At 39.6% G+C, this 24,983-nt stretch carries 24 protein-coding genes; 21 read left to right on the top strand and 3 right to left on the bottom strand.

Annotation, left to right across the window (positions count from 1 at the left end; translation table 11 throughout):
- The first annotated feature begins 29 nt into the window (after positions 1–29).
- Positions 30–416, top strand: coding sequence for a DUF1573 domain-containing protein (locus ACFQZJ_RS11820; protein ID WP_379934773.1), 387 nt, complete (start codon positions 30–32; stop codon positions 414–416).
- A 56-nt stretch (positions 417–472) separates the two neighbouring features.
- Here ACFQZJ_RS11820 and ACFQZJ_RS11825 read toward each other — a convergent pair whose 3' ends face one another.
- Positions 473–1,795: an aspartyl protease family protein gene (locus ACFQZJ_RS11825; protein ID WP_379934775.1), complete on the bottom strand. Its 1,323-nt coding sequence runs from the start codon at positions 1,793–1,795 to the stop codon at positions 473–475.
- 140 nt (positions 1,796–1,935) lie between these two features.
- Here ACFQZJ_RS11825 and ACFQZJ_RS11830 point away from each other — a divergent pair, with 140 nt between their 5' ends.
- The 10 genes from ACFQZJ_RS11830 (at position 1,936) to ACFQZJ_RS11875 (ending at position 11,062) form a co-directional block, all read left to right on the top strand.
- Positions 1,936–3,126, top strand: a complete 1,191-nt coding sequence (locus ACFQZJ_RS11830) for a pyridoxal phosphate-dependent aminotransferase (protein WP_379934777.1) — start codon at positions 1,936–1,938, stop codon at positions 3,124–3,126.
- A complete protein-coding gene (murB, locus tag ACFQZJ_RS11835) occupies positions 3,126–4,142 on the top strand; it encodes a UDP-N-acetylmuramate dehydrogenase (RefSeq protein ID WP_379934779.1) in 1,017 nt (338 codons plus the stop codon). Before ACFQZJ_RS11830 ends, murB begins: the two co-directional genes overlap by 1 nt.
- 199 nt (positions 4,143–4,341) lie before the next feature.
- Complete coding sequence (locus ACFQZJ_RS11840; RefSeq protein ID WP_379934781.1) at positions 4,342–4,908, top strand: RNA polymerase sigma factor; 567 nt, start codon at positions 4,342–4,344, stop codon at positions 4,906–4,908.
- Positions 4,902–5,660, top strand: coding sequence for an anti-sigma factor (locus ACFQZJ_RS11845; protein ID WP_379934783.1), 759 nt, complete (start codon positions 4,902–4,904; stop codon positions 5,658–5,660). Before ACFQZJ_RS11840 ends, ACFQZJ_RS11845 begins: the two co-directional genes overlap by 7 nt.
- Before the next feature lie 170 nt (positions 5,661–5,830).
- Positions 5,831–6,031, top strand: coding sequence for a membrane or secreted protein (locus ACFQZJ_RS11850; RefSeq protein ID WP_379934785.1), 201 nt, complete (start codon positions 5,831–5,833; stop codon positions 6,029–6,031).
- A gap of 47 nt (positions 6,032–6,078) precedes the next feature.
- The gene (locus ACFQZJ_RS11855) at positions 6,079–6,636 is read left to right on the top strand and encodes an RNA polymerase sigma factor (RefSeq protein WP_379934786.1); all 558 of its coding nucleotides are present in this window, start codon (positions 6,079–6,081) and stop codon (positions 6,634–6,636) included.
- A gap of 209 nt (positions 6,637–6,845) precedes the next feature.
- Positions 6,846–7,721 (top strand): lipoyl synthase, encoded by an 876-nt coding sequence (lipA, locus tag ACFQZJ_RS11860; protein ID WP_379934788.1) that lies wholly within the window; start codon positions 6,846–6,848, stop codon positions 7,719–7,721.
- Positions 7,722–7,833: 112 nt separating this feature from the next.
- Positions 7,834–8,844 carry a type I glyceraldehyde-3-phosphate dehydrogenase gene (gap, locus tag ACFQZJ_RS11865; RefSeq protein WP_379934790.1) on the top strand — a complete coding sequence of 337 codons (1,011 nt, stop codon included), beginning with the start codon at positions 7,834–7,836 and terminating at the stop codon, positions 8,842–8,844.
- The gene (locus ACFQZJ_RS11870; protein WP_379934791.1) at positions 8,841–10,793 is read left to right on the top strand and encodes an ATP-binding protein; all 1,953 of its coding nucleotides are present in this window, start codon (positions 8,841–8,843) and stop codon (positions 10,791–10,793) included. The genes gap and ACFQZJ_RS11870 overlap by 4 nt, the downstream gene beginning before the upstream one ends.
- A gap of 35 nt (positions 10,794–10,828) precedes the next feature.
- On the top strand, positions 10,829–11,062 hold the full coding sequence (locus ACFQZJ_RS11875) for a response regulator (protein ID WP_379934792.1): 234 nt from the start codon (positions 10,829–10,831) through the stop codon (positions 11,060–11,062).
- Here the strand turns inward: ACFQZJ_RS11875 and lpxK are convergent.
- A complete protein-coding gene (gene lpxK, locus ACFQZJ_RS11880; protein ID WP_379934793.1) occupies positions 11,049–12,050 on the bottom strand; it encodes a tetraacyldisaccharide 4'-kinase in 1,002 nt (333 codons plus the stop codon). The two genes, ACFQZJ_RS11875 and lpxK, sit on opposite strands and share 14 nt — an antisense overlap.
- 51 nt (positions 12,051–12,101) lie before the next feature.
- Here lpxK and ACFQZJ_RS11885 point away from each other — a divergent pair, with 51 nt between their 5' ends.
- The 5 genes from ACFQZJ_RS11885 (at position 12,102) to ACFQZJ_RS11905 (ending at position 15,957) form a co-directional block, all read left to right on the top strand.
- Positions 12,102–13,196, top strand: coding sequence for a Nif3-like dinuclear metal center hexameric protein (locus tag ACFQZJ_RS11885; protein WP_379934795.1), 1,095 nt, complete (start codon positions 12,102–12,104; stop codon positions 13,194–13,196).
- 2 nt (positions 13,197–13,198) lie between these two features.
- Complete coding sequence (locus ACFQZJ_RS11890) at positions 13,199–13,978, top strand: zinc ribbon domain-containing protein (protein ID WP_379934797.1); 780 nt, start codon at positions 13,199–13,201, stop codon at positions 13,976–13,978.
- A 121-nt stretch (positions 13,979–14,099) separates the two neighbouring features.
- The gene (locus ACFQZJ_RS11895) at positions 14,100–14,486 is read left to right on the top strand and encodes a DUF4174 domain-containing protein (RefSeq protein WP_379934799.1); all 387 of its coding nucleotides are present in this window, start codon (positions 14,100–14,102) and stop codon (positions 14,484–14,486) included.
- 211 nt (positions 14,487–14,697) lie between these two features.
- Positions 14,698–15,492 carry an SGNH/GDSL hydrolase family protein gene (locus ACFQZJ_RS11900; RefSeq protein ID WP_379934801.1) on the top strand — a complete coding sequence of 265 codons (795 nt, stop codon included), beginning with the start codon at positions 14,698–14,700 and terminating at the stop codon, positions 15,490–15,492.
- Between the two features lie 111 nt (positions 15,493–15,603).
- The gene (locus ACFQZJ_RS11905; protein ID WP_379934803.1) at positions 15,604–15,957 is read left to right on the top strand and encodes a DUF2834 domain-containing protein; all 354 of its coding nucleotides are present in this window, start codon (positions 15,604–15,606) and stop codon (positions 15,955–15,957) included.
- On the opposite strand, the gene ACFQZJ_RS11910 is transcribed toward ACFQZJ_RS11905, so the two are convergent.
- A complete protein-coding gene (locus ACFQZJ_RS11910) occupies positions 15,943–17,289 on the bottom strand; it encodes an FAD-dependent oxidoreductase (protein WP_379934804.1) in 1,347 nt (448 codons plus the stop codon). The two genes, ACFQZJ_RS11905 and ACFQZJ_RS11910, sit on opposite strands and share 15 nt — an antisense overlap.
- A 161-nt stretch (positions 17,290–17,450) precedes the next feature.
- Between ACFQZJ_RS11910 and ACFQZJ_RS11915 the strand changes: the two genes are divergently transcribed.
- The 5 genes from ACFQZJ_RS11915 to ACFQZJ_RS11935 form a co-directional block, all read left to right on the top strand.
- A complete protein-coding gene (locus tag ACFQZJ_RS11915; RefSeq protein WP_379934805.1) occupies positions 17,451–18,095 on the top strand; it encodes a flavin reductase family protein in 645 nt (214 codons plus the stop codon).
- Positions 18,085–18,219 (top strand): DUF2256 domain-containing protein, encoded by a 135-nt coding sequence (locus ACFQZJ_RS11920; RefSeq protein ID WP_379934806.1) that lies wholly within the window; start codon positions 18,085–18,087, stop codon positions 18,217–18,219. Before ACFQZJ_RS11915 ends, ACFQZJ_RS11920 begins: the two co-directional genes overlap by 11 nt.
- A 244-nt stretch (positions 18,220–18,463) precedes the next feature.
- Positions 18,464–19,759, top strand: coding sequence for a DASH family cryptochrome (locus ACFQZJ_RS11925; protein ID WP_379934808.1), 1,296 nt, complete (start codon positions 18,464–18,466; stop codon positions 19,757–19,759).
- A 110-nt stretch (positions 19,760–19,869) separates the two neighbouring features.
- Complete coding sequence (locus ACFQZJ_RS11930; RefSeq protein WP_379934809.1) at positions 19,870–21,402, top strand: cryptochrome/photolyase family protein; 1,533 nt, start codon at positions 19,870–19,872, stop codon at positions 21,400–21,402.
- Between the two features lie 370 nt (positions 21,403–21,772).
- Positions 21,773–24,983: Calx-beta domain-containing protein (locus tag ACFQZJ_RS11935; RefSeq protein ID WP_379934810.1), on the top strand; the 3,211-nt coding region annotated here is incomplete at its 3' end.

Consider the following 24,983-nt stretch of genomic DNA (forward strand, 5'->3'; position numbering starts at 1 on the left):
AGCTTTGGTATCCCTTAAATTTTAAAACAATGAAAAAACTAGTACTTTTCTTATTTGTAGGATTATTAGGATTTAGCCTTACGGCCCAAGATGTTGCGGCCAAGATAGAGTTCAAAACCGAAACGGTGGACTACGGTGAAATTACCAAAGGAGCAGACGGTATTCGTGTATTTGAATTTACCAATACCGGAAAAGCGCCACTCATAATTAGTGATGTAAGGTCTAGCTGTGGTTGTACGATTCCAAAAAAGCCGGAGGCTCCGATTATGCCAGGTAAAACAGGTGAGATCCAGGTAAAATACGATACAAATCGTGTTGGACCCATCAGAAAAGCGATTACCGTAATCTCAAATGCCGATACACCAACAAAAGTCCTTAAGATCAAAGGAGAGGTTAAAGGAGAAGGCGCTAAGTAAGCGTATATACTTTTAGAAATTTTAATTGCGAAAGGACCCATTAATTTGGGTCTTTTTTATTTAAACAATTCTTTTAGCTTAAGACTAAAAATCAAATCCCGATTAAGCCTGGAGACCCGAACCTTTACGCTTTCATGTTTCCCTTTGTTAAGCATCTGCAAAATCTCCTGTAGTTTATACCTATGGACCCGCTTACCGTTGACCGCTAAAATTACATCTCCCTCTTTTAGACCGGCCGAATATGCGGGACTACCAACCCTTATTCCGGAAACAACGATCTCGGGTACCAAACTTAGTCTTGTAGCACCGGCCATCATTATTTGCACATTACCATACTCGGTGTTTTCGGTTACGTTCATGATACGTTCCGAAATATAACGAACCCCTGCATGTTGCAGGTTTATACCACTTATATTGAACTGAAACGGTAACTTAAAATTTCGGTTCTTTTTTAATGAAATACGTTCATTTGGATAGTCAAAAACGATATTGAACCGTTTTAGCAATGCACCTCCAAGGGTACCGTTCCTATCTCCTAAATCCGTTATAGCCCCAAAAACGGACATGTTCGGGAAAGCGGCTTTTGCATCCTTTAATACAAAACTTCCTATTTGAATATGCGATATCCTAGTTCGTTTTCCATACACGTCCCCTGCCAGTCCTTTACCTAAAAAATCTTCATAATTATTGCTTGGCAAAACAATACTATCGTTTTCAAAAAGCCAAATAGCATCGCTACTTCCTGTATCCAACAGCATTTTAACAGCCACGGTTTCATCGTTCTCCAATCCTACTTTGGCATTTAAATAGGCCTTGTTATGAACCAAGGAAATATCAAATGATTCACTATTGGCGTTTCTTTTATAGCTATATGCTTTTGGGTCATAAAATTTTAGAAACCGTTTTCCATAATCTATTTCTACAACAAAATCCCTAAACAGATCAAACCCGATAATGCCGTGCACGGGAATTCCTAAAGTTGGGGAAAAATTAATGGCCGCATCCATGACCACAAATAATTCTTGAGACGCATTTTCAATAGTTCCTAGGCGAAACCTATTACCGTGAGACCTCAAGGCGTTCACGGCTTCACCCTCCCCAAGTCCATTTATAGATACTTCCGAAACATTGTTCAGTTGAACAGAATCTTGATCGGCCAAATTAAAAAGTATAGGCTTGTTTACACCGGAATCCAACACAAAGGAAAGGGCTACTCCATTGACCTCCATGGGAATTATCATTAAGTTGTTCAGCAGCTCAAATTTTATTTTTTCCGCTTTCCTACCGTCCTTCAATTGGTACCGCTGCCCAAACAGCTCCAATTGTGAAAAGCACCCGAAAACCAACATCAAAATCAATAAATTCCTTAAACCTCTCATAACTAATATTCTAATCCCTCTTAAGATACATAATATTTACCTTAAGACGCTTAATTTAACATTCATAAGCGCTATAAATAATAGGTAGTTCTGTTGTAATATCGGTTATGATTTATCACTTTTGTGAAAAATAAAATTGTATGCCATCTGTATCTAGAAAAGGGCTTTCCATGCCTCAATCCCCAATAAGAAAACTAGTTCCTTTCGCAGAAAATGCCAAGAAAAAAGGCGCAAAGGTTATCCATCTGAATATTGGCCAACCCGACATTAAAACTCCGCAACTCGCTTTGGACGCGGTTAAGAACAATAATCTTTCTGTATTGGAATACAGCCGTACAGAGGGGTCCGAATCCTTTAGGGAAAAGGTTGCCGGTTACTATGCAAAACATCAAATTAACATTACAGCAAGTGAAATCATAGTAACTACAGGAGGTTCGGAAGCGTTGTCTTTTGCCATGGGCAGTATAGCGGACAATGATGACGAAATTATTATACCCGAACCCTTTTATGCCAATTACAATGGCTTTGCGACTGCGAACGGCGTAAAAGTCGTTCCTGTGGTCTCCAAGATCGAGGATAACTTCTCCCTGCCTCCTATCGAGGATTTCGAAAAGTTGATAACCCCAAGAACCAAGGCTATTCTAATCTGCAATCCAGGAAATCCCACGGGCTATCTTTACAGCAAGGAAGAAATAAAAAAATTGGCATCTATTGTAAAAAAACACGACTTATTTTTAATCGCCGATGAAGTGTATAGAGAGTTTACCTATGACGATAAAGAGCACTATTCCATTTTACAGGAAGAAACTTTGGACCAACATGCCATCATTATAGACTCGGTCTCCAAAAGGTATAGCATGTGCGGGGCCAGAATAGGTTTTTTAGTCACAAAGAACCAAGACGTTATCGCTACGGCACTCAAATTTGGCCAAGCTAGGCTATCACCGCCTACCTATGCTCAAATTGCCGTAGAAGCTGCTTTGGATACACCACAAAGTTATTTTGACGACGTAAAGACAGAATACCTACAAAGGAGGAATATCCTTATCGCCGAACTTGAAAAGATAGATGGAATAAAAGTCGCAAAACCTCAAGGAGCATTCTATTGTATCGTAGAGCTACCAATAGCGGATGCCGACGACTTTGCACAATGGCTATTGGAAGACTTTAGAGTAGATAATGAAACAGTAATGGTTGCACCGGCGGGTGGATTTTATGCCACTCCCGGACTGGGAAAGAACCAAATACGAATTGCCTATGTCTTGGACCAAGATAGTTTAAAGCGGGCTGTACATATTCTAGGAGAAGCATTAAAAAGCTATATTGGCTAATGGAAATTAATAAAGATTTTTCCCTTAAAGCTTACAATACCTTCGGAATTGATGTGAAAGCAAAATTCTTTGTGCAGGTACAAACAGTAGATGAGCTTAGCGAAATCTTAAAACGCGACGGGTTTCACCAAAAATTCATATTGGGCGGTGGTAGCAATATGTTACTGACTACCGATATAGACGCACTGGTCATACATATAGCCATTAAGGGAATCACTGTTATTTCCCAAACCGATGAGCATGCAATGATTAAAGTAATGGCGGGGGAAAACTGGCACGAAACCGTACTTTGGTGCCTAGAACGCGGATATGGCGGACTGGAAAACATGTCCCTTATCCCCGGGAACACGGGCACCGCACCGGTACAGAATATCGGAGCCTATGGAGCCGAACTAAAAGACTGTTTTGTTAGTTGCGAGGCCATTAATAGAATCACACAGGAATTACACCACTTTTCAAAAGATGATTGTAAGTTCGGATACCGAGAATCCTATTTTAAAAACGAGGGCAAGGACAAATATATTATCACCTCTGTTACGTTTAAACTTACAAAGAAAAACCACAAACTAAACACGAGTTATGGTGCTATTGAACAGGAGTTAACAAAACACAACATTTCAAATCCTACTATAAAAGAGGTTTCGAACGCAGTCATAAATATTAGGAACAGTAAATTACCGGATCCAAAGGATTTAGGGAATAGCGGCAGCTTCTTTAAGAACCCCGTTATTGACCATGATACCTTTAATCGGTTTAGCCAAGACAACCCCCAAGCCCCCTTTTATAAAATCTCGGACACCCAATACAAAATACCAGCTGGCTGGCTCATAGAACAATGTGGTTTTAAAGGAAAACGTTTTGGAGATGCCGGGGTTCATGAAAAGCAGGCCCTTGTTTTAGTTAATTACGGAAATGCCACAGGAAAAGAAATACTGGAACTTGCGAATACCATCGTTGCTTCCGTAAAACAGAGGTTTAATATTAAAATTGGGCCAGAAGTAAATCTAATAAAATAGCCCTCACAATTAAAATTATGAGAGCTAAACCAAACCAAACTAACCAAAAAATAAGTAGCAGTTACCAGCTGCGTACTTAAAAAGATATATATCTTAGAGCCCTAAGCCTTAACAATCAATTTTATAAATTAGCGTTTAGAGAATATACGGACTACACAACCGTTCGGATGTTTAAACCCTAAAAGTTCCGTACCCTTTTATGAGCACACTTCTGGAAAAACATATTGTGGAATTATTACAGGAACGAAATGACAAAGCCATTTCCCTGTTGTACGACAATTATGGAGATACTTTACTTGGTGTAGCTAAAAAAGTGGTCCGTAGTGATGATCTTGCACAAGATGTACTGCAAGAAAGCTTCGTTAAAATCTGGAAGAAGGCTGATACCTACGACCCCTCAAAAGCAAAATTATTTACCTGGTTATTCAGAATTATAAGGAATACCGCCATTGACAAATTAAGAAGTGTAAACACAAAAACCGATAAGGAAATCCAAATAGACGTTTCGGACGTATATAACATAGGTGTTGAAAGTACCAGACCGGAACTTATGGACATCCAGCAGCATTTGGATAAGATAGAGGACAAGTATCAAATAGTTTTGGATGCCCTCTTTTTTCAAGGAATGACCCAACAAGAAGCTAGTGAAGAATTGGATATCCCGCTGGGAACGATAAAATCCAGACTTAAAATTGGCCTTAGGGAACTGCGTAAAGTCTATGGGCCGGCAACTTTAGCACTGCTTTTAAATATGATACAATGGTAGAAAAAATAAAAATATTTTTAGATTCGGACATCCTTGAACGATATCTTTTAGGTAGTACTACAGAAATGGAAACCTTACAAGCGGAAAGATATATTGCAATGTATCCGGAAGTACGAAAGGTATACGACGAACTTCAAGAAAACCTGGAAATCTACGCAAAGCTTCACGCTGTACAATCACCAGACGGACTTAAAGAAAAAATCGTTGCTAGGATCCGTTCGGAACGCGCGGGGAGGCGTAAGTTCTTTAGATATGCAATGGCTGCGAGCATCGTTGCATGTATGTTTGCCAGTGCCTCTTTTTTCTTCTGGGACCAAAACCAGAGCCTACAAGAGGAAAACACCATGGTAAGCAACAAAATAAAACTGTTGGAAGAGGATATGAAACAACAATTGGAGGATGTAAGAAACCAATTTATTGTCCTTAACAATCCACAGACCAAAAAGTATAACGTTAGGGGAAATACGAAGGCCAAGGAGCTAAAAGCTGTTGCATACATAAATCCGGTAAAAAGATTATCGTACATCAATGTAAAAAAATTACCTAATCTTCCCGAAGATCAATGTTTTCAAATGTGGGCAGAGGTGAACGGAGAAATGGTTAATCTTGGCATTATCGAAGAAGCGGCGACTAATGACAACCTTTTGGCGCTACCTTACGCCAAAAATGCAGTAGGGTACATTACGATTGAGCCAAAAGGGGGAAATCAAAATCCTACCGTAGAAAATATAGTTGCGAATATCGCCTACTAAACATCCGTATTAAAGTAATGCTAAAGCCCCTAAATGGGGCTTTATTTTTATATCTTTGTTTGTTGTAGTGCCGTATACACCAAAAAAATTACCTTTTTTATATTGTGTAATGCTAGTGTAACGTGCTACGGATAGATTTACATTTATTGATTTCTTGAAATTGTACACGGATGAAACTCTTACTTCTTACTATTGCACTTTTAGGTATTGCTTTCTTAGGTATCGCTATAAAAATATGGGCCAAAAAAGACGGTAAATTTGCGGGAACCTGCGCAAGCCAGAGTCCGTTCCTTAATCAGGACGGCGAAGCTTGCGGCATGTGCGGCAAACTACCAGGTGAGCAGGATTGCAAAAATGACAACATTGCCTAGCTGGTTTACACTATTTACAGCTATAAAATAATGATATAAGACTAGGATTGGATAACACGGAGGCTATAGAAGAGACTATTACCAGAGCCAAAATGGGCAACCAAATTGCTTTTAGTCGTTTATTGGATACTTTTTGGAACGATGTTTACGGTTTTCAACTAAAACGTACCGAAAACGAAAACGACGCAGAAGACATTACCATACAGACCTTCTCCAAAGCATTTGACAAAATAGACACTTACAAGGAAACGTACGTTTTTAAAACCTGGTTAATTACAATTTCCAAGAACATACACATAGACCTTGTCCGCAAAAGAAAAAGAAACATTCTAGATACCAGAGGCAACGGGGAAGCCATAAAAAAAATGTTGGACGACGCACCTTCTATGGAAGATCGCCTGATCCAAGAACAAAACCTTGCAGATTTGCTTCGCGATATCAAAAAACTAAAACCTCATTACCAAGAGGTCATCAACCTACGGTATTTTAATGAGCTTAGCTATGCCGATATTGCCGAAAAACTGAATGAACCTATTAATAATATTAAGGTAAAATTGTTAAGGGCAAAAAAACTGTTGGCTGAAATTATTTCCAGTAAAGCGTAATTTTTATCTTAAGCGAACAACTACCTTTAGATCAAAGACCTCGGCCCAGATATATTAACCATGTTTTCAGCACTCTAGCTATTCTAATGATAAACCGGGGAAGTTCTACCAAGAATCATCAAGAAAGATAAAAAAATCGAAGACTTCACCTATCATTTGCGAGTCTTTGCATCCATGATATAGTTTGTATATTTGTCTAAAAAAGTAGCATGTCCGTAGCAGTAAAAGAAAACATAGCACCACCAAAAGGCAAGCCAAAATGGTTACGAGTTAAACTCCCAACGGGTAAAAAATACACTCAATTAAGGGGCCTCGTAGAAAAATACGACCTACACACTATATGTACGAGTGGAAGCTGTCCCAATATGGGAGAATGTTGGGGAGAGGGCACTGCCACTTTTATGATTTTAGGTAATATCTGTACGCGGTCTTGCGGCTTTTGCGGTGTTAAGACCGGAAGACCGGAAGATGTGGATTGGGCAGAACCGGAAAAAGTGGCACGCTCCATTAAGATTATGGGTATAAAACATGCCGTAATCACCTCTGTGGATCGAGACGATCTTAAGGACATGGGTTCGATCATCTGGGCAGAAACGGTACAAGCGATACGCAGAATGAACCCCGAAACCACGCTGGAAACACTGTTGCCCGATTTTCAAGGAATAGAGAAACATTTGGACCGTATCATTGCGGTTTCGCCCGAAGTAGTTTCCCATAATATGGAAACTGTTAAAAGACTTACGCGCGAGGTACGCATACAAGCAAAATACGAACGCAGTCTAGAAGTACTCAGATACTTAAAAGAAAAAGGAATCAACAGAACCAAATCTGGCATTATGCTGGGACTTGGAGAGTTAGAGGAGGAAGTAATCCAGACACTAAAAGACCTTCGAAATGTGAACGTAGATGTCGTAACCATAGGTCAGTATTTACAGCCCTCGAAAAAGCATTTACCCGTAAAGGAATTCATTACACCAGAACAGTTTAAAAAATATGAGGAAATTGGGCTGGAAATGGGCTTTAGACATGTGGAAAGTGGTGCTTTGGTAAGATCTTCTTACAAGGCACATAAACATTTACTTTAAACGAGGGTACATATTAAATTAGTGCTACTTTTCGTCATCTTATATTAAAAAAGCAACCTATCCGTGAATACCATGGGCCACCAACTAAGTAAAAAAAGCTGACGCCGTCCCTATGAAACAAATAAATGTAGGAATCAATGGCTTCGGAAGAATAGGCAGAACCTTCTTTAGGTTGGCACAAGAGCACCCCAATATCAATATCGTTGCCATAAACGACCTATCGGACACCAGAACCTTATCCCATTTATTGAAGTACGATAGTATACATGGCATCCTTTCTACGAAAATTGGGTTTGATGAAGAACACATCATTGTTGGCGACCATAAGGTTAGACTTACCAGTGAAGTCCACCCCACCGAAATTAACTGGAAAAGTTGCGCTGTAGATGTTGTAGTGGAATGTACGGGCAAGTTCAAAACTCGAAAGCAGCTTGGCCATCATATCGCCAATGGAGCAAAAAAAGTAATACTTTGCGTTCCACCAGAAGAAGAAGACATTAAAATGGTTGTGTTTGGTATTAACGAACAAACCTTGAAAAAGGAAGATGATATTATCTCAAATGCTTCGTGTACTACCAATAACGCTGCACCAATGATCAAGGTAATACAAGGACTTTGCGGTATTGAACAGGCCTATATCACCACTATTCACTCCTACACGAGCGACCAGAGCCTGCACGATCGGCCCCACAGAGATCTAAGACGTGCAAGAGCTGCGGCCCAGTCCATTGTTCCCACGACCACGGGTGCGGCGAAAGCGCTTACCAGAATATTTCCCGACTTGGCAGAAGTCATTGGTGGTTGTGGCATTAGGGTACCTGTTCCAAATGGCTCTTTAACGGATATTACCTTTAATGTAAAAAAACCTACCAGTATCCAAGAAATTAACGATACTTTTAAACGTGCGTCGGAAAATGAGTTTAAAAATATACTTTTTTACACGGAAGACCCTATTGTATCCATCGATATAAACAATAGTTATCACTCTTGTACGTTTGATTCTCAGATGACCTCGGTAATCGGAAAAATGGTGAAAATTATTGGATGGTACGATAATGAAACAGGGTATAGTAGCAGAATTATAGACCTGATCGATTTTATGAGCAATAAACAGTTTGTTTGAAATTTATACGTTCACATAAGAAGCTAAAGCACTTTTTTGCACTACTCCTGGTTTTAAGCCTAGGAAGTCTCACTATTGCCCAAGAAACAACACCTTACAAGGATGTTGCACCCTACCTAAACGAAGCCCGGAACCTTAGAAACCAAAACAAAATAGATCTTGCCTTGGAAACCTTGGACAAGGCAGCTGAAGAAGCGGAAAAAAACGAAGATGTAAAAGCTCTTATAGATTCCTACCATGAATTAGCCATTTTATATCTTAAACTAGATCGTGAAGCAGATACACAATTTTACTGGGATAGGGCCAGTGTTCTCTTAAAGGATACCGCCTACCCCTATGGCGATGCCATACACAAATATATCGAGGCTATTTTGTTGTATAGGAGCGACCAGAATTTTCAAGCACTGTCCATGTTGGAAAAAGCAAAGCAGATCAATAACGATCGAAATTTTTTTAACAACATTCTATTGGCAGAAGCCAAAGTTTATCTAAATCTTGAAAAATATGAAAGTGCCACAAAAAATCTTAATTCCCTTGTTGTAAATACCGATATCTATGAAAAGGATTTTTTAAGAACCCAAGCTTATTTAGGGCTTGCAGAACTCTATTTAAAAAAGGGCGAGCTCAACGAAAGTGCAAAAAACGGGGAGGATGCTTTAAAAATGGCAAATACCCACGGTTTTGTCATGGAATCCAAAAAAGCGAACGTGCTGTTGGCAAAAATCTATGAGCAATTAGGGCTCTATGAGAACGCCTACACCAAAAGTCAAAATTTATTACAGATCAACGATTCCATTTTTAATGTCGAAAAGCTTAAGGTAGAAGTAAAGACAGCGGATAAAATACGCGATGATATAAAAACGAATCAGATCGTTAGCCTGGAAACCAAGGTAGACGAACTTACCGAATCCCAAAATAGGTCCGAAATTACCGCAATTCTAGCGTCGGCTTTCCTTATTATCATCTCATTATTGGCGGTATCCCTGTTCCGAAACAATCAAATTAAGGTAAAGACCAACGATCTGCTGCATACGAAGAACAAGGAACTCCAAGTGGCAAGGGACGGAGCGGTACAGGCAATGGAGGCTAAGACCAACTTTTTATCTACCGTTAGCCATGAACTACGTACACCTTTATACGCAGTAACCGGGCTTACCCATTTATTGCTGGAAGAAAACCCGCAAGAACATCAGAAGGAGCATTTAAAGGCCTTAAAATTTTCAGGAGACTATCTCCTGAACTTTATTAACGACATTCTTCACATCAATAAAATAGACGCCAACAAATTGGAACCCTTGAATATGGATTTCAATTTAAAGAAAATTATGAACGAGGTAATGGATTCGCTACAACAAAGTGCAAAAGCGAACAATACCAAACTTGTATTGACCTTTGATAAGAACATTCCCGGACATTTAATGAGCGACCCCTTAAAGCTCTCACAGGTTTTTATGAACTTGATAGGAAATGCCATAAAATTTACAAAAGACGGCCAAGTTACCGTTACCACTAAATTGTTGCACAAAGAGAATGAAGATGTAAAGATATTCTTTGAAGTAAGGGACAATGGAATCGGCATATCCAAGGAAAAACAAAAAAGTATTTTTGATGGTTTTGAACAAGGTTCCATTCAGATCAATAGGGAATATGGAGGCACAGGACTTGGTCTTACCATCGTAAAAAGCTTATTAAGTCTTTTTGATAGCGAAATAAGATTAGAAAGTGAACTTGGAAAAGGGAGTGCCTTTTTCTTTGAAATAGATATGAGAAGCCTGGACGACCTGCCAGAGGATATTAGCTTTGAAGTTACCCAGCGCGATTATGATTTTAAGGGGCTACACCTTATGATTGTGGAGGATAACAAAATAAACCAAGTAATCACCAAAAAAATGCTGACCAAAAAAGAGATTACCAGTGATATTGCCAGTAATGGGGAGAAGATGCGGTAATCCTAGCAAAAGAAAACGTTTACGATGCCATCTTAATGGACATTCACATGCCCGGTATTAGCGGCGAGGAGGCTACCATACAAATTCGAAAATTTGACCAACGCACCCCTATAATCGCACTGACGGCCATTTCCCTTGACGATAGTCTAGAAAGCTTCTATGCCGCCGGATGTGACGATGTTGTAACCAAACCTTTTAAACCTGAAATTTTTTATCAAAAAATAGGGGAGAACATATTCGATAAAAAAAAGAATATTAGCGAGTCATAAGTCCTTCAAGTGCCTGTTCTAAAATCACTTCTCCATTGCCTAAAAAAGAGTGTGATACGGGAATATACCATAGATTGTCCAAATCATCCTTTAATCTAACATAGTCCTTTTCCGTAGTAAGAACGTACGGTTTCTTTTTTAAAACTTCCAATTCGTTTTTTGTAAAAAAGTGATGGTCGCCATACGCCAAGTGTTCAAATCCGATATTGTTTCTTTTTAAATAAGTTGTCAAGGGCTTTGGATCGGCAATACCCGTAACCAAGCTAAGTTGCTTATCCTGGAAAAAGCTCAAGAAAACGCTACCATCTTTTCCTATGACGCGTTCTGCATAAGTCAAATAGGCAAACAACACGGTTTGATGCTCCTTAGGATCTATTTTTTTCTTGATAACAGCTTGCTCCTCTTGCTTTAGTGTTACCGGACATTTGGTTACTACGATACAATTGGCCCTTCGTGCAGCATACTTTGCGTCCCTTAGATCACCGGTAGGCAAGTACCAATCTTCCATGTATAGGTTATCGTACGTAGTTAATAAAATAGAATAACTTGGGCTTACCTTTCGGTGTTGAAATGCATCGTCCAATAAAATAACATCCGGTTTAATCTCCTGTTCCAAACGCTCTATACCATGTTGTCTATGGGCATCTACGGCAACGGTAATTTCCGGAAACTTAGAGAAAATCTGAAATGGCTCGTCCCCTATTTCCCCTACCGTTGTTTTTTTATTGGCCAGTACAAATCCGGTTGATTTTCTTTTATACCCTCTACTTAACATGGCCACTTTATATCGTGGAGCCATGATACGTATAAGAAACTCTGTCATCGGTGTTTTTCCGGTACCCCCTACAGACAGGTTACCCACGCAAATAGTGGTGGTAGAAAAGGTTTGCGATTTAAATATACCGATGTCGTATAACCAGTTACGGACCACGACCACTAGGGCATACATTACGGAGATAGGAAAAAGAAGTTTTCTTAGCAGTTGCATCGGAACGAAAATATAATAATTTATCTTTGATAACCTTATATTTTATCGAAAATGACAGTAAACGAAGTAGCCCGTATTTTAGAACAATTAGCACCTTTGGGATACGCAGAGGATTTTGACAACGTAGGCTTGTTGGTAGGCAATTCTGGAATGGAGGTAAACGGCATCCTTGTCACCTTGGACACCTTGGAACATGTTGTGGATGAAGCCATCGAGAAGCATCTTAACCTTATCGTTAGCTTCCACCCTATTATTTTCGCCGGACTAAAAAAAATTACGGGCCGGAACTATGTGGAAAGAACCGTATTAAAAGCCATAAAGAACGACATTGCCATCTATGCGATACATACCGCACTCGATAACAGTATTTCTGGAGTGAACCACAAAATATGCAAGGTGCTGGGACTAACCAACACACGGATATTAATTCCACAAAAGGAAACCATTAAAAAACTGGTCACGTACATTCCTGTAGCAAATGCCACCAAGGTCAAAAATGCCCTGTTTAAAGCCGGAGCAGGAGCTATTGGCAATTACAGCGACTGTAGCTTTAGCGTCGAGGGCACAGGAAGTTTTAAACCAAATGAAAAGGCGCAACCAGTAAAGGGAACCATTGGCGAAATACATTTTGAAAAGGAAACCCAAGTAAGTCTTACCTTTTCCAAAAGTGAGGAGAAGCAAATACTTGCAGCACTATTCGAACATCACCCTTATGAAGAAGTGGCCTATGAAGTTACCACGCTTGCAAATACCGACCAGAACATTGGGATGGGAATGATAGGTGAATTGGAGAACAACATGTCCGAAACAGACTTTTTGAACCACTTAAAAGAGAAAATGAACGCTGCGGTGGTGCGCCACTCGGAGCTTAGGAACAAGGACGTAAAAAAAGTCGCCGTTCTAGGCGGTAGCGGTGCATTTGCCATTGGTGCCGCAAAAGCTGCGGGAGCGGATGTTTTCGTCACCGCCGATGTTAAATATCACGAGTTTTACCAAGCGGAAAAACAAATGGTCATTGCTGATATTGGACACTTTGAAACTGAGCAGTTTACAAAAAACCTTTTAGTTGATTATCTTACGAAAAAAATTCCTAATTTTGCAATCCATTTATCGGAAAGTATAACAAATCCTATCAAGTATTTTTAAATATGGCAAAAAAAGAAGATTCGTCCGTAGAAGCAAAGCTTAGAGCATTGTACGATTTGCAATTAATTGACTCTAGAGTTGATGAAATACGCAATGTCCGTGGCGAACTACCGTTAGAAGTTGAAGATTTGGAAGATGATGTCCTAGGCCTAAAAACTAGAATGGATAAACTAAAAAGCGATTTAGAAACGATTAATTTTGAAATCGGTGCTAAGAAAAACCTTATCGAGGAATCCAAGGCGCTAATCAAAAAATACACGGAACAACAAAAGAACGTCCGCAATAGCAGGGAATTCAACTCCATTACCAAAGAATTGGAATTTCAAGAATTGGAAATACAACTTGCCGAAAAAAACATAAAGGAATTCAAAGCCCAAATTGACCAAAAAAAGGCAGTAATTTCCGAAACAAAAGAACGGCTCGCTGAGCGTGAGGCGCATTTAAAGCATAAGAAAGGCGAATTGAACGCTATTTTGGCGGAGACCGAAAAAGAAGAAAAAGCCCTATTGGAAGAATCCTTGAAATATCAGGGAAAAATAGAGGAACGTTTGGTGAAAGCGTACGCAAGAATCCGCAACAATGTAAAGAACGGATTAGCGGTAGTTCCAATCGAAAGAGGAGCTTCTGGCGGTTCTTTCTTTACCATACCACCGCAGGTACAAGTTGAGATAGCTTCGCGAAAAAAAATCATTACCGATGAGCACAGTGGTAGGATTTTGGTTGATCCCACTCTAGCTGACGAAGAATCCGAAAAAATGCAAAAGATGTTTGCTAAATTATAATCATCCTCGCAAAATAAGGAAAAGCCGTCTATCTTTGATAGTCGGCTTTTTTTATGTAGCTTAGGCTAAGATGTTATACAACAAAAGCATAATCCTTGTTCTTTCATTAGCACTAACCCCTATGTTATTTGCCCAGAATATAAGTGATTACAAATGGGAAAACAGGCTCATTTTTCTGGTAGACGAAGAACCGGAAACAAGCATTATGAACTCCCAACTCAAAATTTTGGAAGCAAAATCCGATGAATTAAAAGAACGGGACATTATGGTTTTTCAACTCACACCTAAAACCATCCTTTTATCAAACGGAGAAGAAACAAGGCTTTCTTCCATTGAAACCTATCGTTCGCTTGCTATTCCAACGGATTTTAAAGGGATTATTCTCGTTGGTAAAGATGGTGGCGTAAAACTCAAGAAACCTTATATAGTCCCTGTAGCCAACATTTTCACATTAATTGACGGTATGCCCATGCGAAAATCTGAGATAAAAAGGAAGAAAGAGGGTTAAGGGTTAAGGGTTATTGGGTTACTGGGTTACTGGGTTATTGGGTTATTGGGTTACTGGGTTATTGGGCTATTGGGGTATTGGTTATTGGTTATTACAGAATATTAATATGCGCATCAACAACCTTGATGCTAGCACACGAAAGTGTTTGGAACTGGTCTTACATTAAGAGGCAAGTCTCGAGGATTCAAACCCACAGGTGGGATTAAAAAATATGAACTTAAAATACAGTTTAGGCGTTCTTATATCGGTTCCACTTTTGCCTATTCTTTATGTTCAGGGTAAAAAAATAAAATCCACGGTTCCAAAGTTACCAGAAGCAAAGGGAAACCAAGGGTCATATTCCGTTTCTTCTGAACGTACCCTCAGTATTATTACTATCGGTGAAAGCACTATTGCAGGTGTTGGCGTCCAAACGCACGAAGAAGGCTTTACGGGAACCTTGGCCAAGGAACTGGCGACAGCCTTAAAATCCAATATCAATTGGAAGGTGCACGCAAAAAGCGGCTACACGGCGAAAAGATTAAATGACCATATTATCCCTGATATTACAGAAAATCCAGTTGACTTGATCGTTATCGGTATTGGAGGGAATGACGCCTTTGAACTGAGCACGCCTAAAAAATGGAGTGAAGATGTTCGTGAACTGATTAAAAATCTCCGATTGAAATTTGAAAACGTTCCGATCCTATTTATAAATATGCCGCCAATCAAGGAGTTTCCAGCGTTTACCTCTTTAATTAGATTTACCATTGGAAATCTGGTGGATATTCTTGGAAAAGAATTGGTAAAAATAGTAGCCGATTTTGAAAACGTTTACTGCTACGCCCGTGTAGTTCGTTCCAACTATTTTATCGAGCGCTATAAACTAAATATAACTCCGGCCGACTTTTTTAGTGACGGTGTGCACCCCTCAAAAATAACTTATCAAATATGGGCAAAAGATGTTGCTACGTACATCATGGAATCCAAAGAAATAAAGAACCATTTAATACATGACAAAAATTAATTGAAAATAAAATGTCAGCCAGAGCCCGGTCCAAGACCAAGCAATTTGTATTTTAACTATGTTCGCTACACTACTTTTACATCTATCCTTTGTCTTATCAAATAATAAGAAATGAAACCAAAATTCACGACCATAGAACTTATATTCCTCTTTATGGCCGGTATTGGAGTTGTTGCTACTTGGTATTTTAATGCGCTCTTTTATTTGGAGTCAGAAGATACCTCAATTACCCATTTTATAGCGCAAACCGTAACCACATTACCTGCAAAATCAATAAGTGCGGACATTAGTGTCGTCGCAACCACTTTCCTTATTTGGATGGTCTATGAAGCCCGAAAAATAAAAATGACCTATTGGTGGCTGTTTATCCCGTTTACCTTTTTGATAGCTATTGCCTTTACATTTCCCCTTTTTTTATTTTTCAGGGAACGAAAACTTAGAAAAAATAGGCTACTCGGCCAGTAAGGAAAGTATTTTATTTTCTACTTCCGAACTGTCCCATAGCCTCTCAATATTGGGTAGTTGCATTACTTTCTGCATCAATTCTTCCTGTGCATCCCCAAGGGCCAAAGCCTCGGCATAAGGCCTATTGGAGAAGGTTACCCTGCTATAGGCAGGAATCCATTTCTCAGGATATTTTTGTGCAAACCGCTTTTCTATTTTTTTCTGGAGCAGGAATTTTGGGTCGGCAGTTTTACTACTCATTTCCATAAAATTGCGGTAACTAAGTTCCGCAATGGCATCCGCATTGGGCTTTCTGGATACTTGATATTCCCCAAAAATTGCCTCCCAGTCGTTTTGATGTTTTTCTATAAGTTGATTTAAAACAAAGATGTCCTCAAAACCGGCATTCATACCCTGACCGTAAAATGGCACTATGGCATGTGCGGAATCCCCCACCAAGGCTACTTTGTCCCAGTAGGTCCAAGGATAACATTTCATAGTCACCATCGCACTGGTAGGGTTTTTAAAGAAGTCCTCCAGCAAATCATCCATTACCTGCATCACGTTCGGGAAATAGGTGGCGAAGAATTTTTGCGCCTGTGGTTTCGTCTTAATATTCTCAAAGGAAACGTCACCCTCAAAAGGCATAAAAAGTGTACAGGTAAAACTACCGTCCAGATTGGGCATGGCGATCAGCATAAACTTTCCTCTAGGCCAAATATGAAAAGAATTCTTATCTAACTTATGACTCCCATCCTCGTTAGCCGGTATGGTGAGCTCTTTGTACCCTACATCAATAAAATCTTGGGAATAATCGAACCTACTGCGTCGCTGCATTTTATGGCGTACCCTTGAAAAAGCCCCGTCACAACCAAAAATGATATCATACCGGTACTCTTTCCACTCGCTCTTTTCCGTTTCACCGGTAAATATTTTGGCCTCCGGCAGGTCTACATCCCACACTTTTTCGTTAAAGCGAAAATTTACACCGGCATGCTCTGCAAGATCGATCATTTTTTTATTGAGCACACCTCTGGAAATAGACCAAATGGCCTCTCCCTCCTTTCCATACTTTTGATAGTATTCCGGTTGCCCCACCACATGCATAGCGCGTTTATCCAAAGGGATACCAATTTTTTTGATTTCTTCCTCGATACCTACCGCTCTTAGAGCCGTCCACCCTCTATTACTCATTGCTAAATTTATAGAACGGCCAGAGAATTTAATATTTCGAATATCGGGCCGTCTATCAAAAACAGTAATGTCATGCCCATGTTTTCTAAGGTAAATAGCAAGTAATGATCCTACAAGACCGGATCCAATAATGGCAATGTTCTTTTTCTTTTGCGGCATGGGTAGCGGATTTATATCCAAATTCTAACGAATCATAAAAATAATAAATATTAATGGACAACAGGCAGCAAAGGGCTACCCGTATTTCCTAGAATTTGATACTGTTTTATTCGCTTCTTGTTTAGCTTTTATTTATTTTTGATAAACAAAATAAATATCGTTTGAAACATTTTACTACTTCAATCTTAGAAGAACTTCCTAGCAGATACCGAGCGAATTTGATAAATAGCTGTACGGGCTATAAATCCAGTAACCTTTTAGGTACCATTTCTCCAGCGGGACATACAAATTTGGCAATTTTCAATTCCGTGGTGCATATTGGCAGTAATCCTCCAATGCTCGGTTTTATTCTTAGACCATTAACGGTAAGAAGAGATTCTTACAACAATTTTAAATCAGCGGGCGCTTTTACGGTGAACCAAGTTTCCAAAAATATGATAAAAGCAGCGCATCATACTTCGGCCAAGTACGACGAAGGTACTTCGGAATTTGAAAAAAGCGGACTTACAGAAAGTTACCTAGATGGCTTTGAAGCACCGTATGTGAACGAAAGTCCCATTAAAATTGGATGCAGGTACATTAATGAATACGAAATTAAGGAAAATGGATGTCTATTGATTATTGGTGCAATCGAACATATTTACATGCCCGAAGAAAGCATTGCCGAAGATGGCTGGGTACACTTGGACAAAACTGAGGCGATAAGTGCCGTTGGAATCGATGGCTACGCCTTACCAAAAATCATAGAACGCCTTGCCTACGCAAAACCAGATGAACCGAGCAAATCAATTCTAGATGGCTCATAAAAAAGTAAACCTTCCTAGCAAAACATGCATTGTGTGCGGCTTGGATTTTAACTGGCGTAAAAAGTGGGAGCGCAATTGGGAGGAAGTAAAATATTGTAGTGAAAAATGTAGGAGGTCTAAATGAGTGGGTAGTGGGTAGCTTTTAGAGGGTAGCTTTTAGAGGGTGGTAAAAAATACGTGAACATCTTTGCGAGGAGGCACGACTAAGCTAATTGATTATCGTAGAACCGTACCGTCGTTGATTACACTAAAAACGCATTTTGTGAGTAATTGTTGCAGTTGAAATTTGCCTGTGTATTTGAACTTGAGTTTGTATATTTTATTTGTGTTTGCGCTTGTATTTGACTTTTGAATTTGTAAAAAAAGCTATGAAAAATCTAATGTGGTTCCGAAACGATTTGCGGGTTGCCGATAATCCCGTGCTAAAATCCGCTTGTACAGGAGAAAAAGTTATAGCAGTATATTGTTTTGACCCAAGACATTACCAAATAGATAGTTTTGGATTCAAAAAAACCGAAAAATATAGAGCCAAATTTTTAATTGAAACCATCACGGAGCTGAGAGCATCTTTACGCGAGCTGAATATTTCTTTATTGGTATATCATAAAAAACCCGAGGATATTATTCCACAAATTGTGAAAGATTACGGTATTCAGAACATCTATTCACAAAAGGAATGGACCAAAGAAGAAAACGCGGTTTTGGACGCCGTTATTGCCAAAGTACCAGCACTAGTGAATTTTGAGGAATATTTTGGTCAGTTCTTATTTCATCCAGACGATATTCCTTTCAACAGTGTTCAGGACATTCCGCAGGTATTTACAGCGTTTCGAAAAAAGTGCGAAAAGTACAGTAAAGTAAGACCTCTTATTCCTGTACCTAACGCAATGGACCGTAGTAATCTATTGGAAGGAGACACCCAGATTCCGTCCCTTAAAGAACTAGGACTATCTGATTTTGAAATGGATACACGAACAGCTTTCCCGTTTAAAGGAGGGGAATCCAGCGCCATGGAACGCATACAGCACTATTTCTGGGAAACCAAAAAATTAGCCTATTACAAAAAAACCAGAAACGGTTTGATAGGTATCGATTACAGCTCTAAACTATCGGCATGGCTAGCCAATGGAAGTATCTCAGCTACAACTATTTATTGGGAGGTGCAACGGTTTGAAAAGGAAGAAGTAAAAAATCAGGACACCTATTGGCTTGTCTTTGAGCTTATTTGGAGGGATTTCTTTAAATACATTTCCCTAAAACATGGGAATGCTTTTTTTCTACAAGGCGGAATTTTAGATAAGAACTATGACTGGGAGTATTCTGAAAGTAAGATGAAAAAATGGATTACCGGTGCCACACAAGAACCTTTTGTAAATGCCAATATGAAAGAATTGGCAGCTACGGGATGGATGAGTAACCGGGGAAGGCAAAATGTAGCGAGTTTCTGGTCAAAGGAATGGCAGCAGGATTGGCGTTACGGAGCTGCCTATTTTGAGAGTATCCTTATTGATTATGATGTGCATAGCAATTGGGGCAATTGGATGTATAACAGTGGCGTAGGTAACGACCCAAGAGATCGTAAATTTAATATTGCCCGCCAGGCCGACATGTACGATGCACAGGGAAAATTTCAACGTTTGTGGTTGCAGGATACGCTATTCTAGTCTAGTTGAAATTCAAGTTCAAGTTCAAGTTCAAGTTCAAGTTCAAGTTCAAAATTAAGCATTGCTAGGTGTAGGTGAATTCAAAACATTACACGAATTAAACTATTAGAATGAAAACACTCAGACTCATATTAGGAGATCAGCTCAACCAAAAACATTCTTGGTTCCAAACCGTAGATGACGATATTACCTACGTCATGGCAGAAATGCGCCAAGAAACCGATTATGTGAAACACCATATACAAAAGGTAACGGCATTCTTTTTGGCAATGCGCAATTTTTCCGAAGACCTATCCGCCAAGGGACATCAATTTATATATCTGAATATTACGGATAAAAAGAATCCGCAAGACCTTGAAAAAGTAATTACAAAGTACATAAAGGAAACCAAGGCCGAAAAATTTGAATACCAACTCCCAGATGAGTTTCGGTTGGACGATCAGCTGAAAGAAATCTGCAAGAATCTAGCGGTAGAAACCAATGTGGTTGATACCGAACATTTTTACACGGAACGTTACGAGCTCAAAAACTTCTTTCAAGGAAAGAAACAGCTTATTATGGAGTCCTTTTACCGTATGATGCGAAAGAAACACGACATCATGATGGTCAATGGCCAGCCAGACGGAGGTAAATGGAACTACGACCAAAGCAACCGTAAAAAATGGAAGGGTACCCCAGAAATCCCACAGGAACGAGCCTTTAGAAAAGACGTCTCCGCTGTTTTAGAAGAAATAAAAGCTGCCGATGTTGAAACCTTCGGGGAAATAGAACCACAAAACTTTAGTTGGCCTACGAGCCGGGCAGAGTGCTTATCCGTTTTAAACTACTTCTGCGAAAAATTGTTAGTCCACTTTGGAGATTACCAAGATGCCATGCATACGAACGAAAAGTATCTTTTCCACTCTCGTGTCTCCTTTGCCATGAACGCTAAAATACTATCCCCTAAAGAGGTCATAGATACCGTTCTGGAGCATTACTACGAACACACGGGCGAAATCGACATATCACAAGTAGAGGGATTTGTACGACAAATATTGGGATGGAGAGAATATATGCGTGGCATCTACTGGAAAGAAATGCCAGCCTACTCCAACTTGAACAAACTGGAAAACCACAATCCCCTGCCCGATTTTTTTTGGACAGGCAACACCAAAATGAACTGCCTTAAACATGCCGTTGGACAAAGTTTGACAGATGCCTATGCACATCATATCCAACGTTTAATGATTATTGGCAATTACGCCTTGCTGACCCAAATAGACCCGGATAAAGTTGATGAATGGTACCTAGGGGTCTATATCGATGCCATTGAATGGGTAGAAATCACGAATACGAGAGGCATGAGTCAGTTTGCAGATGGTGGTATCGTAGCTACAAAACCCTATGTGAGTAGCGGTAACTACATTAATAAAATGAGTAATTACTGCGGAGACTGCGTTTATAAGCATACTCAAAAAACAGGGGAAAATGCCTGTCCTTTCAATGCTTTATATTGGAACTTTTTGGATGAGAAGAAAGCGCATTTCAAAAATAACAATCGCATGGCGATGATGATGAATTTATTGAATAAAAAAGATAAAACCGAACTTAAAGAACTTCAAGATAGAGCTCAGAAAATCATTGCTCACCCAGACCAATTTTAAAAAATCAATGATAATTTAAGTTCGTCATACGCCTTTAAAATAACACTTTACTTCATATAAAAAAGCTCCATTAGGCCATTCCGTTTATCGATGAGCCCTAGACATTCATGTGCATATTTCCTCCACTCACCGATAGATAAGTAATAAAGCCTGAATTTTTTTATCGCTAAAATCTGCGCTTCAACTAAAAAAAAACGCTTTGGCGAAACAAGGTGCTTTTCATCTGTAATCTCTTATCCGTCAAAGAAATACACAGTTATTTTACAGGCGAGAACGTAACCTAAAAAAATACCTGTTCAATTTTGAGAATGCTGTGTTGAATATAAAACTAAAAACTTAAACGAAGGTATAATTCCCAAATCGCCTACCTATGCAAAATGCAATCAACAAACTTAGAATAACGAGAAAAGGTACAAGCTTTATGTTTGCCTTTATTTCCTTTTTGCTCTTGAGCGTAAAACTTAATGCTCAAAGTATTTCTTCGGGGGTGACCTTCCACTGGGAAGATGTTCAAAACAATGTAAGCGAACCTGCCACAATCAAATCTATTACCATTAATGGTAAAGAATACAATTCATTTGTTGTTCCTTCATCCTACAAGATGACGCGTGTTGGACACTCTGGACATTCTAGAAATAGAATTAAAAGAAACGGATCTACTGTAATTGAAAATAGTAGCAGTTCAAATTGGCAACAGAAAGCGGAGGAAGCCTATCAATCCTTAAATTTAAACCATTATTTTGAGTCTGCCAGTAACGGTGACGATTTGTGCAATAGTACTGGTCAGGCCATTTCGAACAAAACACAGATACAAACTATTAGTTTCTCTCCAGGTATCCCGTCTAATGAAGACGGTATAATAGGTGTTACGGAAAGAGGTGGTAATAATTGCCTCTATGTTGAGCTATATGGTAAAAAAGGAAATGGGAATAGCGAAGAATTATTAGGGTACACTTTAGTGAAAACAGGTGGTGACCTAAGAGGTGTTGGTCCACAAGCCGCTCCAACAAATAGTTCCGATTACTGGCGTAGTGGTAGAAACAATGAAAATGACCAAGTAATAGGTATCGCCTTATTCGAACTTTCAAAAATTGCTCCCATTGGCTCCATTATCACATCTATAAGATATTCCGCAGCTACAGAGGATCATGGGGACGGTAAGTTCTTTTTAATGCAATCGTATGCGGTCGATGACATTTTTGAAACTGAATTTGACCAAACGCTAAATGGTAATATCGAATTAAACGATAACGTTCCAGAGCATTCAACATATACCTTGCAAACAAGTCCAACACCTATTAACGGGAGTTTACAACTAAATACAAACGGTACATTTAGCTATACGCCTAATGCTGGTTTCGTAGGTACAGAAATTTTTGAAATAGAAATGTGCTTACCCGCACCAAATCAATCGGTTTGTGAAACTTCTACGCTAACCATAACGGTATTACCAAATAATTTACCAACAGCAGTGGACGATTATTATACTATAGAGGAAGATGTGGTAAATAACGTTTTCAACATGTTATCCAATGATGATTTTGGCCTAGATGGTCCTAAATCCAATAATCCAATACGAATAACCCAAAGTCCAGCTCAGGGTACTGCCTTACTAAACGATAATGGAACCGATAACGACCCATTGGATGATTACATTTCCTATACGCCAAATCCAAATTTTAATGGAAAGGACGAGATACACTATGAAATTATAGACGGTAATGGCTCTAGTTCATCTGCTATAATTCATATCCAAGTGAATCCGGATACTTCTAAAAATATCAAGATTATCACTAATGGCATTACAGTTGATGAAAGCGTTGGAATGGCTACTATTACGGTTCAAATTACTGGTAATTATCAAGTTGGACCTACCATATCCTATACTACCCTAAACAATACAGCTATTGCGGGAGAAGATTACCTTACGATAACTAATACGCATGTCTTTGAAGGAAACAACAACGAATTATTTAGTTTTCAAGTGCCTATTATAGATGACAATTTTATTGAGGTAACCGAAATTATAGATATAGAAATAACCAGCCCTTCCTATCCTACAGCTGTACGTTTAGCGACTACAATAAATATTATTGATAATGATAATGGAAACGGAAGTGGTATTTCATTTTTTAACAACGACGATATTACCGTAGACGAAAGTGCTGGTACGGCAACCGTAAACGTGTTGTTGACAGGGAACATTCCCGGTGGATTCACCTTGGATTATACCACAACGGATGCCACGGCATTTGCGCCAGGGGATTACACCACAACCTCGGGACAATTGACCTTTGTAGGTAATGATGGGGAAACACAACCTATCACGGTTACCATTATAGACGATAATCTTATTGAAACTTTGGAAAATTTAGTCGTGGACCTTTCTAATATCTCTACGAACCTTATATACATAAATGATGACCAAGCTACCATAAACATTGTCGATAACGACGGTGGCACAGGTACCGGAATATCTTTCGATAGTAGCAATGTTACCGTAGACGAAAGCGCTGGTACGGCGACCGTAAATGTAGTATTGACTGGAAACATTCCAGGCGGGTTCACTTTGGATTATACCACAACGGATGCCACGGCATTTGCGCCAGGGGATTACACCACAACCTCGGGACAATTGACCTTTGTAGGTAATGATGGGGAAACACAACCTATCACGGTTACCATTATAGACGATAATCTTATTGAAACTTTGGAAAATTTAGTCGTGGACCTTTCTAATATCTCTACGAACCTTATATACATAAATGATGACCAAGCTACCATAAACATTGTCGATAACGACGGTGGTGTAGGTACCGGAATATCTTTTAACAACGACAACATTACCGTGGATGAATCTGCCGGTACGGCTACCGTGAATGTTCTCCTTACAGGAAACGTTCCGGGCGGTTTCACCTTGGATTATACCACTACGGATGCTTCGGCCGTTGCGCCTGGGGACTATACAACTACCTCCGGACAACTTACCTTTGCCGGCACGGACGGGGAAACACAACCGATAAACGTTCCTATTATCGATGATAACCTTATCGAGGCTCTGGAGAATCTCTTGGTTGACCTTTCCAACCTTTCTACTGGTCTGATTTCCATTAATGACAACCAAGCTACAGTGAACATCACCGATAATGACGGTGGTGTAGGTACCGGAATATCTTTTGACAACGACAACATTACCGTGGACGAAAGTGCAGGTACGGCTACCGTAAATGTTCTCCTTACAGGAAACGTTCCGGGTGGGTTTACTTTGGATTATACTACAACGGACGCCACGGCCGTTGCGCCTGGGGACTATACAACTACCTCCGGACAACTGACCTTTGCCGGTACGGACGGGGAAACACAACCGATAACCGTTCCTATTATCGACGATAACCTTTTGGAGACTTTGGAGAACTTGTTGGTAGACCTTTCTAATCTTTCTACGAATCTGATATATATAAACGATAATCAAGCTACGATAAATATCTTAGACAACGACGGCCTTGGTGCAGGTGAGGGCATCTCCGTGGCCGACTTTACCGTGGACGAGGATGCGGGTACGGCGGACTTTGTCATCACCT

Origin of the sequence: Maribacter chungangensis (assembly GCF_042676845.1) — a bacterium.
Taxonomy (GTDB): Bacteria; Bacteroidota; Bacteroidia; order Flavobacteriales; family Flavobacteriaceae; genus Maribacter; species Maribacter chungangensis.